12 protein-coding genes are annotated in these 9,533 nt (G+C 41.9%); 11 read left to right on the top strand and 1 reads right to left on the bottom strand.

Features of this window, described 5'->3' with window-relative positions; translation table 11 throughout:
* From IQR33_RS33120 to IQR33_RS14165, 5 genes are all read left to right on the top strand, one after another.
* Positions 1 to 206: DUF697 domain-containing protein (locus IQR33_RS33120; RefSeq protein ID WP_228013897.1), on the top strand; the 206-nt coding region annotated here is incomplete at its 5' end.
* 100 nt (positions 207 to 306) lie between these two features.
* A complete protein-coding gene (gene tyrR / locus IQR33_RS14180; protein WP_017636095.1) occupies positions 307 to 1,851 on the top strand; it encodes a transcriptional regulator TyrR in 1,545 nt (514 codons plus the stop codon).
* A gap of 36 nt (positions 1,852 to 1,887) precedes the next feature.
* Positions 1,888 to 2,472 carry a ribosomal protein S5-alanine N-acetyltransferase gene (gene rimJ / locus IQR33_RS14175; protein WP_005376916.1) on the top strand — a complete coding sequence of 195 codons (585 nt, stop codon included), beginning with the start codon at positions 1,888 to 1,890 and terminating at the stop codon, positions 2,470 to 2,472.
* Between the two features lies 1 nt (position 2,473).
* Positions 2,474 to 3,061: an HD domain-containing protein gene (locus tag IQR33_RS14170; RefSeq protein ID WP_005376917.1), complete on the top strand. Its 588-nt coding sequence runs from the start codon at positions 2,474 to 2,476 to the stop codon at positions 3,059 to 3,061.
* Between the two features lie 13 nt (positions 3,062 to 3,074).
* Positions 3,075 to 3,548 (top strand): DUF2947 domain-containing protein, encoded by a 474-nt coding sequence (locus IQR33_RS14165; RefSeq protein WP_017636094.1) that lies wholly within the window; start codon positions 3,075 to 3,077, stop codon positions 3,546 to 3,548.
* Positions 3,549 to 3,591: 43 nt separating this feature from the next.
* On the opposite strand, the gene IQR33_RS14160 is transcribed toward IQR33_RS14165, so the two are convergent.
* Positions 3,592 to 4,554, bottom strand: a complete 963-nt coding sequence (locus tag IQR33_RS14160) for an integron integrase (RefSeq protein ID WP_017636093.1) — start codon at positions 4,552 to 4,554, stop codon at positions 3,592 to 3,594.
* A 234-nt stretch (positions 4,555 to 4,788) separates the two neighbouring features.
* Between IQR33_RS14160 and IQR33_RS14155 the strand changes: the two genes are divergently transcribed.
* From IQR33_RS14155 to IQR33_RS14105, 6 genes are all read left to right on the top strand, one after another.
* Positions 4,789 to 5,169: a nuclear transport factor 2 family protein gene (locus tag IQR33_RS14155; protein WP_193838066.1), complete on the top strand. Its 381-nt coding sequence runs from the start codon at positions 4,789 to 4,791 to the stop codon at positions 5,167 to 5,169.
* Between the two features lie 716 nt (positions 5,170 to 5,885).
* The gene (locus IQR33_RS14140) at positions 5,886 to 6,293 is read left to right on the top strand and encodes an OsmC family protein (protein ID WP_193838064.1); all 408 of its coding nucleotides are present in this window, start codon (positions 5,886 to 5,888) and stop codon (positions 6,291 to 6,293) included.
* A gap of 603 nt (positions 6,294 to 6,896) precedes the next feature.
* Complete coding sequence (locus tag IQR33_RS14130) at positions 6,897 to 7,232, top strand: energy transducer TonB (protein ID WP_115386123.1); 336 nt, start codon at positions 6,897 to 6,899, stop codon at positions 7,230 to 7,232.
* A gap of 143 nt (positions 7,233 to 7,375) precedes the next feature.
* The gene (locus IQR33_RS14125) at positions 7,376 to 7,675 is read left to right on the top strand and encodes a hypothetical protein (RefSeq protein WP_140150236.1); all 300 of its coding nucleotides are present in this window, start codon (positions 7,376 to 7,378) and stop codon (positions 7,673 to 7,675) included.
* Between the two features lie 198 nt (positions 7,676 to 7,873).
* Positions 7,874 to 8,974: a hypothetical protein gene (locus tag IQR33_RS14115; RefSeq protein ID WP_193838063.1), complete on the top strand. Its 1,101-nt coding sequence runs from the start codon at positions 7,874 to 7,876 to the stop codon at positions 8,972 to 8,974.
* Positions 8,975 to 9,129: 155 nt separating this feature from the next.
* Positions 9,130 to 9,480 carry a hypothetical protein gene (locus IQR33_RS14105; protein ID WP_017821402.1) on the top strand — a complete coding sequence of 117 codons (351 nt, stop codon included), beginning with the start codon at positions 9,130 to 9,132 and terminating at the stop codon, positions 9,478 to 9,480.
* Positions 9,481 to 9,533: the final 53 nt, after the last annotated feature.

Raw genomic sequence — 9,533 nt, 5'->3', positions numbered from 1 at the left:
TGGATTTGATGTCGATGGATCTTGCTGGCAAAGTTTCTGCTCGTGCAGGGCAGGGACTAGGTGTTGGTATTCTAACGGCACGTTTGGGCTTGAAAGCGATGACCTTATTGCGTCCACTACCCTGGTATCCTGACCGTCAGGTTAAGTTGGGCACCATACGCAAGGCAGTGGCGGCGAAAGTTGCATCAATTACGATGAAACCGTAACGAATATCAACTTTGATGGATAGGATTGCTTGACGCCATTCCAAGCATGATAGAAACTACTGTCAACTTTTCCTGACAGTTGTGAATTGGGATATTTTAAGTGCGTCTTGAAGTCTTATGTGAAGATCGACTCGGCTTGACCCGAGAACTGCTCGATATTTTAGCGTCTAAAAGCATCGACTTGCGTGGTATCGAAATCGATATTAGCGGTATTATCTATTTGAATTGCCCGGATATTGATTTTGATACGTTTAGTGAGCTGATGGCTGAAATCCGCCGTATTCCGGGGGTGAAAGACGTACGTAAAATCCAGTTTATGCCGATGGAGCGCCACAATACGGAGCTGCTCTCGTTAGTTGATAACTTGCCCGATCCGGTTTTTGCCATTGATCTTAAAGGTGCCGTAGACATGGCAAACATGTCTGCACTTTCATTGCTTGGCCTTCACAAGCAAGAAGTGATTGGTACTCAAATCGGTGCTTTGTTACCAAGTGTTCGTTTCTCTCGTTGGTCTGAAGGTGTTAATGGTCGAACGCGGGAAAACCTTGTGATTGATGGCTTGGACTATGTTCTAGAGTTGATGCCCGTTTATATCCGAGACGAAGCGCAAAACTCGACTCTAGCGAGTACTCTAATGACGATTCGCTCTAGTCAGCAAGTTGCCAGAATTGAAGAAGCACTACCGCTGCATAATCCTCTGGGTTTTGAGCACTTTGTTGGTATATCGAACCGTCATAAAGCACTAATGAACCAAGCTAAGAAGCTGTCTGTGCTTGACCAACCATTGTTGATTGAGGGCGAAACGGGGACTGGTAAAGAAATGCTTGCTAAAGCTTGCCACAGCCGTTCTAGCCGTGCGAGCAAACCATTCCTAGTTTTGAGTTGTGCTTCTATGCCTGACGATGTAGCAGAAACCGAACTTTTTGGTCATGCGCCGGGTTCATTCAATCATGAACAAGGCCACAAAGGCATCTTTGAGCAAGCAAATGGCGGCACGGTATTTCTTGATGAAATCGGTGAAATGAGTTCGCACCTTCAAATCAAGCTGTTACGTTTTCTACAGGATGGTAATTTCCGTCGTGTCGGTGCAGAAGATGAGATGCATGTCGATGTTCGTATCATCGCTTCAACAAAACATAACCTTGCCGAGCTTTCTGAAGCAGGAATGTTCCGTGAAGATTTGTATTATCGTCTCAACGTACTTACGCTCAGCATTCCTCCGTTACGTAAGCGCTCAAACGACGTTGTACCATTGCTTGAGTTGTTTGTGGCGAAACATGCTCAACAGCTTGGGATTGATAAGCCAGAGTTTGATGATGGTCTAGTTGATGCCCTTGCAAATTATCAGTGGCCAGGAAACATGCGCCAGCTGGATAACATGGTTCTTCGAGCGCTCACGGAAATGGATGGTGATATACTAAACGCGGATCACTTCAATTTACCTCAGCCTCAGTCAGTCGGCGCTGGTAGTGCAACGCTTAACATCGACGGTTCTTTGGATGAGATCATGCGTGATTATGAATCTCAAGTTCTGGAACGTTTGTATCAGTCATTCCCATCAAGCCGCAAGCTTGCTAAGCGCTTGAATGTATCGCATACCTCAATCGCTAATAAACTGCGTGATTACGGTATACGTAAGAATTAATCGAATTGAACGAAAAGACGGAATTAATCATTTGTAATGGAAGATAACAGCTCATCTATCGCCGTTCATAAGTTGGACGGTGACTTGCTTCTTCGTACCGCTGAAATCGGTGACGCAGATATGATTGCCGAATATTTTCAAGCCAACCGAGAATACCTGAAACCGTTTGAACCGAAACGTGAAGAGGCTTTTTTCTCAGTGAACGGTTGGTTGCAAAAGCTTATCAAGCTCAATGAGCTGCATCGAATGGGATTGGGGTATTATTGCCTTTTAGTCAGAGCCTCTTCGGGTGAAATGCTAGGTACGATATCCTTTAGTAGTTTGAGTCGTTTTCCTTTTTATTCTTGTAACGTCGGATATTCTCTCGCTGAAAAAGCGCAAGGGCATGGTTATATGCGTCGTGGATTAACCATGGCTTGCGACTACATGTTTAACGTTCAGAAACTGCATCGTATTCAAGCTGGCTACATGCCTCACAATAAACGTAGTGAAGCTGTGCTAGAGCATGTAGGGTTCAACCGAGAAGGGTATGCAAAAGATTACCTTTTGATTAATGGTGAGTGGCAAGACCACGTCCTAACGTCGCTTATTAATCCGAATTGGCAGCCAGAAGGACGATAGTATGGAACGATTGGAAAAGCAGTTAGCACTTGTAATCGAGCTCGATAAACTCAAAAGCATTTTGCGCCGAACTCGAGTTAAAAGTGCTGAAGGGCGCCTCGAAAATAGTGGTGAGCATAGTTGGCATGTCGCACTGATGGCAATATTGATGGAAGAGCATGCGAATGCACCTGTTGATATTTGCCGAGTGATGAAAATGTTATTGATACATGACGTAGTAGAGATCGACGCGGGCGATACCTTTGTTTATGATACTGCTGCGTCTCAAGAGCAAGCAGAAAAAGAAATCAGAGCCGCAGAGCGCTTGTTTGGTATGTTACCCAGCGATCAGGAGCAAGAGCTATTGGCGCTTTGGCATGAATTTGAAGCCGCGCAGACCGATGATGCTAAGTATGCAAAAGCACTCGATCGGTTAATTCCAATGCTCTTGAACTACCATAATAATGGTCAGAGTTGGAAGGAACATGGTGTCTCACGCGAACAAGCACTTACCATTAATAAACGAATTGAATTTGGCTCTGTTACCTTATGGGACAAAGCGAAAGAGTTGATTGAAGAAGCCACAGAGAAAGGTTGGCTGAAATCGTAATAAAGGAGACTGAATGTCTTATTTGCCTTTGGACGAATACCAAAGAAAATGGATTTTTACGCATCAGTCGATGCCTGTGCCAGAAGAAGATTTGGCTTTTATTAAGCCGATGAGCCAAGCCCGCTCAGCACAATTTTGGAAAGAAAATATCAGTGCTCAAAGCCCTGATATGGATAGACTTAGTTCCCAAGACTGGCCAATGAATGAGGCGAATTGGTCTGAAACTGTGGATTGGATGGCTGCGTGGGAGTCGGATGATCCTGACATGCCAGCGGAAGCTGAGGCACATATCGATTGGCAAGACGATGTAACCGTTTACTTTTGCTACGAGAAGTACAATGTCATCGAAACGAAATGGTCTATTTTTAAAAAGCACTGGAAGAACTTTCTCTTTTATGACGATGGTCCGATACTAATAGGACGTCGCCGTTCGCAAGCACTTTGGTTTGATTCAAAAGGCAATGTGAAACTCGGTGTTCGTCAATAAAGAGTTATAAAACAAAGCCACCTTTCGAGGTGGCTTTGTTTTTCTAAAGGCTGGATAATGGACTCAACACACCACCAGCCCCGCGCTCGATAACGTGAGTATAGATTTGCGTGGTTTTTACATCAGTATGCCCTAATTGTTCCTGAACAGTTCTAATGTCTGCGCCAGATTCCAATAAATGCGTGGCAAAACTGTGTCTTAGTGTGTGGCAAGTTACAGTTTTCTCAATGCTTGCGTCGCTTGCCGCGCGCTTTACCGCTCTTTGTATTGCGCTTTCATTGATATGATGCCTCCGGAGTTCACCAGTGTCTCGATCTGCGCTTAACTTTGTTGATGGAAACAAAAAGTGCCAGTTAAAATCTAGCTCCGCTTTTGGGTATTTACGTCGTAAACCTTCAGAGATATATACGCCCGCATAACCAGGCATGTGCCTATCTTTAAAGTAGTAGTTTCTTGCTAAATTAACTTGAGCTTTGAGTGGTTCATGTAGTTCTTTGGCTAATGTGACTGTACGATTTTTACCTCCTTTTCCTTGCCAAACGCGAACTGCACCATAATCATAATCGATGTCTTGAACTCTTAAGCGTAAACATTCCATAACTCGAAGCCCGGAGCCGTAAAGTAGCTGAATATGGAGTCTATACCTCGGGTCGATATGCTGAACGAATCTTCGGATCTCCTCCCTGGTTAACACAACGGGAAGTTTCTTTTCGGTCAAGGATTTCTGAAATCTCATATCAAGTGATAGTGGGGTTTTAAAATAATCACGATATAAAAATGATATTGAGTTCAGCGCCAAAGCTTGCGTTTTTACCGCAACTTTTTCTTCTACCGCTAAGTAACTCAGAAATTGAATGACATCATCTTCTGCTAGTGTTGATGGGTGGGCGAGCTGGTGAAAAGTGATAAAACGTTTTATCCAAAATAGATAACTTTCGATAGTTTTATTCGCATAATGACGAGTAAGCATGTGCTCTTTTACACTAAGTAAAAACTGACTTTTCATGATAAATTAACCTGTTTATTTATACAGCTCCGTTAATGTATCACCATTTTTGAAATTAGCGTGCTGTGCGCCGCCTAATTGCGCGCGCCACCACACATATTCATACTGTTTTTCTATTTGTTTCATGCATATAAGTGCTACGATTGATAGCGCTTTTGATAAGAAAGAAGGCGGTAGCCTGCCAGAAAAACGGCAAATCGCCGTATAGAAAGCGTTAGGTGCTTGGAGAAAATCATGAACTCAAAGGAAGTCGTCCTAGCTTTTCGGGATGCGATGAAAACAAACGACTTTGCTAAAGCAAGCGAGTGGCTTAGCCCTGGTTTTGAGGGTTTCTGGCCGCAGTCTGGTGAACTCATTATTGGCCGAGACAACTTTACGGCTATCAATTTTTATTACCCAGCGAATGGTATTTGGGAGTTTACAATTCACTCTGTAGTTTGCGATGGTGAAACAGTTGTCACTGATGTATCAATTACAGATAGCGTCCAAAAAGCACGAGCTATAACTTTTCATACCGTTGAAAATGGCTTGATAAGTAAGCAAAAAGAGTTCTGTCCAGACCCAATGGAAGCACAGGCATGGCGGGCAAAATGGGTCAGATTAGTGCAAGATTAAGCTACGCACCTAACAAACAATTTAAGAGTGATTCGGCACGCGTGGCATTTTTACTATGCGTTGGTTTTAATGGTTAAGGTGGTATGCGGAAGCACCGTATTGCGTGCCTCACACCTTAATTGGGCGTTAGTACGGGTTTGACATCAAAGGTCATAAGTTTTGGTGTTTATCTGTTTTGGTGCTTGTCTTTACACCTTTCAGTTTGTGTCTTTCACGTTCTTTCCGGTGGCACTATATGCGGAGTGTTTGCTTTGATTTCACCGTTTACGGTCTCTAACTCTTAGCCTATTTCTTTGGCGCTTCTTCGTTTTCGTTGTACTTCCTGGTTAATCTTGTCGTTCGTTGGGTGTTGCCATCAAAGTGCGAGGATCGAATCCTTTTCTAATTTGAAGCAAGTAAAAGTAGGGGAGTTCAGTGCGTTTTTCTTCTAGCTCAATTTCGTCTCTTAATGGCGGTAAAGTTTTGTAGCTGCGCGTCTCACTTCAGTGTTCAAAGCCTTTCATATCATGCTAGTTTTCAATATCTTGGAGCGCATAAATAGAAGTAGCGCATGTACTAACAAATTGCTTAAGAGTGATTCGTAACGCGTGGCATTTTTACTTTGCGGTGGCTTATGTGATTAAGGCGCTGTGCGGTAGCTTTTGTATTGCGTTACTCACACCTTAGCAAGGCGTTAAGTGCAATCAGCGAGAGTCACATCAAAAAAGTAGGGAAGTATGAGCATTAATATAAAATGGGATGGTGATTGTCGCTTTAAAGTGTCAACTGAAGGCGGTTTTACGTTTAATGTTGACGCTACAAGAGAGAAAGCCCCTTGTCCAACGGAAGTTCTATTGTCGGCTTTAGGTTCATGTAGTGCTACGGATGTCGTCTTGTTACTACAAGATCAAGGTTTTGAAGTTCAAGGTCTAGAAAATACGGTTACTTTTGCCCTAACGGAATCAGAACCTCGTTTATATAAATCGGCAAACTTACACTTTACAGTAAATGGCAGTGGTTTTAAGGAATCTGACATTTTGCGAGCAGCTAAAGAAGCGGTGGAAAAGCATTGTCATGTCTGTCTTATGTTGAGCCCTACGATCGATATCACTTGTTTAGCCGAAGTGGGTAAAAATTGCACTTAACAAAGCGTTTAAGAGGGATTTGGCACGCGTGGCATTTTTAACATGCGTTGAGTTTAGTGTTTAAGGTGCTTTGCAGAAGCTTTTGTATTGCGTGCCGGCACCCCTTAACGCGGCGTTAACTGGCGCAGAAAATACGAAAGCACATTGATACGGTTTCTAGGTTCAGAGGTTTAGCGTGTTCGGTCGGTTTCCTTAATTGAGCTAATGCGACTAATTTCAATTTGGTACTTAAGTTTACTGATGTGAAAGGCGGCACAAAGCCTTCTAATAATATAAGGCATTCGCGATTAGTTCGGCGAACTTACATCGCCGAAGTATGGTGTTGTGAGACGCATTTCAAACTAAAGATAAACGGTAATCTTTTGGTTAAATACATATTTGAGTTAGCTTTACTAATCATTAGTTAGGAAAACCAGCTTTGGGTAAAGTGGCTGTAAGATCGGCGAAAACTGAAAGGCGCTCAGTTAACAAACTGTTCAAGAGGGATTCGCAACGCGTGGCATTTTTACTATGCGTTGAGTTTAATGTTTAAGGTGGTATGCGGCGGCTTTTGTATCGCGTTGCTCACCCCTTAACAGAGCGTTATGTTGTCAAAGATTAAGTATGAAGATTTTAATATTATTTATAGCGGCATTATTGTCTGGCTGCGCTGGTTTAATTGAAAGTGCTAGTTCCCCAAATTATCGAGAACACAAAGCTCGGGACAGTGTATCGCCTAGTAATCATAAAGGTTCAAGGAAAAACAAATTAGTCGGTACTGTTGTACTCACGTTTAATATTAATAGTCAGGGTGATGTGATTGACATAATGGTTACTGATTCTGTACCTAAAGGAGTATTCGATGCTGAAGCTGTGCGAATATTATCAAAACGGAAGTATGCGCCTTCCGAAAAAGGGGAAACTGGCCCTAAAAAAGCTAAGTTCGAGTTTAAAATTTGACACATAACAAACTGCTTAAGAGGGATTCGCAACGCGTGGCATTTTTGCTATGCGTTGGTTTAAGTGATTAAGGTGGTGTGCTGCAACATCGGTATTGCGTTGCTCACCCCTTAGCAGGGCGTTAGAGCGCAGGAGAAAAAAGTATGAACATGACCGATATAGTTGAATACATTTCATATCTTATCGCCGGCATTATTATCGCTCCTTTCGGCTTTATGCTGTTTAAAGAATTCATTGGTGAAGATCGCAAGACAGTTACAGATGAAGTCAAATCGACAGTAGGTAACGAATCGAGAAAGTTTCTGGGTGGTAGGTATGGTGATGCCGTTGTAGGTCAATTTGTCGAGTTTAAACTGATAATAGCGATAGGCTTGCCAGTAGTGCTATTTCTAGGAATTTCTTCCTTGGTTAATTCTCTTTTGAAAGTTCTGTTCAACCTGTGAGTTGCGCTCTAACAAACTGTTCAAGAGGGATTCGCAACGCGTGGCATTTTTACTATGCGTTGGTTTTAGTGTTTAAGGTGGTATGCGGCGGCTTTTGTATTGCGTTGCTCACCCCTTAACAGGGCGTTAACTAGCACAATGACTACCGTATAATGTTTTGATAAATTTTGGACGGCAAGCTTAATTTTGGGAAGTTTTATGACAAAAAAGTACTCAGCTATATACTATCCAGATAGCTATATTTTCAGCCAAAAGTCGTTGATGACATACTTATTTATCTATGATGAATTACATCTTGTAACCTTTGCTGATGACTCGAAAAATCCCACCGAATATTTTAAAAATATACCAGATTATACGACTGTTACTTCTATGACACAGGATGGTAGTCAAAGGGAGTTTTACATTCACGGGGATGAAGTAACTTCAAATGCTGCAGGCGATGTTAATGCTGATGCGAGGCAAGTAATTCAGTTTTATCAATTTATACATAAATATAAAAGTCTAATTGGTGAGTCTATTTATTTTCACCCCAATATGATAGCTAACTTATGGTCAAGTATGACCGAGCAACTGTGGAATGGTGGACTTCCTATACAGGATCTTGTAAGTCTTTTATCAGGCAATAATCCAACATTGCTGGAATATGAAAAATTTCAGCAAGAATATCCAGAAGTTAAAAGTGAAACCCTATGGAGAACAGTCCCTACGGCATTAAACTTAGCTCAGGATAAGGACTTCATACTAGTTAGCGACAAAGCTGATATATCAGTTCCGTTTTTATCTGAAAATCATAAAAATGTTAAGTTGTTAACAAGTGTCTTGGCTGAAGAATGTGTAAAAATCATGATACCAGACTGCCGCCAAGCGACCCCTGATGAAATTTTAGAGATAAGAAGTAAACTGAAAGATAACTTGTTGCCTTTCCGTATGTCATTGCAAAAACTTACTGGTGATTTAAGAGGAGCTCTTGAGTCAGACGCGAAAATTGACGATCTCAAAGGAGAGGCAAAGTTTATAGTTGAAAGTCAAATAGAACCTCAACTTTATGAGTTAAAGCAAGCAATTGAAAGAAGTAACTCTAAACTGATGAATAATGTATTTGGAAAGTTTTTACATTGGGTGCCATACATAGCAAAAGCGTGGGCTATGCCAACTCCTGAAAATATTTTATCGATAGCTCAAAAAATGGGAGAAGATACGAACTCAATTCTTGATACTATTGATGATTTTTCTTATACCAAAGCACAAGGTTTATCATTTCTACTACAGGTCGAAGAAGCAACTGGCAAAAAATGAGCATAAAAAAGCGCTAGTTAACAATCTGTTTAAGAGTGATTCGCAACGCGTGGCATTTTTACTATGCGTTGCGTTTGGTGTTTAAGGTGGTTTGCGGCAGCTCTTGTATTGCGTTGCTCACACCTTAACAGGGCGTTATGCTCTAGGAGGGAATTTTGCTCAATTTACTGAAGAAAGTGGTGCTAATCAATCTTGTTGCAGCATTGATTGTTATTCTCTTAGCTCAGTTTGTCCCCTTCTTTGCTACTACTCAGCCAGTCGACTTTCTGTTCTTCGTTGTTATCGTGAACTGGGTTTTAGCAAAGCTTATGTGGGAAGGTGGCGTATATAGTAAAACAGCGCATATGGATGATTCTAGAACAGATAAAGTTTACAAAATGGTAGAAGGTCATGATTTCGAAGAAGACCAACGAGAGCAGCATAGAATGAACTTCCAGACAGGTTTGGTTTTCTTTATTGCAGGGCTTCCAGCGTTTATCACTTGCTTAATTCTCCAATTTCTTTGAGTACGAGCATAACAAATTGTTCAAGAGTGATTCGGCACGCGTGGCATTTTTAC

Origin of the sequence: Vibrio sp. OPT46, assembly GCF_015163535.1 — a bacterium.
GTDB classification, from domain to species: Bacteria; Pseudomonadota; Gammaproteobacteria; order Enterobacterales; family Vibrionaceae; genus Vibrio; species Vibrio alginolyticus.
The sequence above is the reverse complement of the archived record's forward strand: the minus strand, read 5'-3'. Positions and strand labels throughout refer to the sequence as shown.